Source organism: Psychrobacter sp. TB55-MNA-CIBAN-0194, assembly GCF_040309505.1.
In the GTDB taxonomy this organism is placed as follows: domain Bacteria; phylum Pseudomonadota; class Gammaproteobacteria; order Pseudomonadales; family Moraxellaceae; genus Psychrobacter; species Psychrobacter fozii.
In genome coordinates, this window is record NZ_JBEOOW010000549.1 from 1 (window position 1) to 253 (window position 253).

Consider the following 253-nt stretch of genomic DNA (forward strand, 5'->3'; position numbering starts at 1 on the left):
ATAGAGGGCAGTATTTTTATGGCGGGTGCCACTATGCAATGGATTGTTGAGGGCTTAAAGCTACTTGAACATGCCGGCGACAGCGAGGCTATGGTCAAAGACGTGCCACTGGATCACGGCGTATTTTTAGTGCCTTCGTTTACCGGTTTAGGCGCCCCATACTGGGATGCCAATGCCCGTGGTGCTATTTTAGGTTTAACCCGTGATTCGGGCATTAGCACTATAGTAGCAGCGGCGCTGCAGTCTGTTGGCT

The 253-nt window shown here is 51.4% G+C and carries 1 protein-coding gene; it reads left to right on the plus strand.

The annotated features are described in order from the left end of the window. Window positions 1-18: 18 nt before the first annotated feature. The coding region (locus AAEY75_RS16245; protein ID WP_352260182.1) for an FGGY-family carbohydrate kinase at window positions 19-253 on the plus strand (235 nt) is incomplete at its 3' end.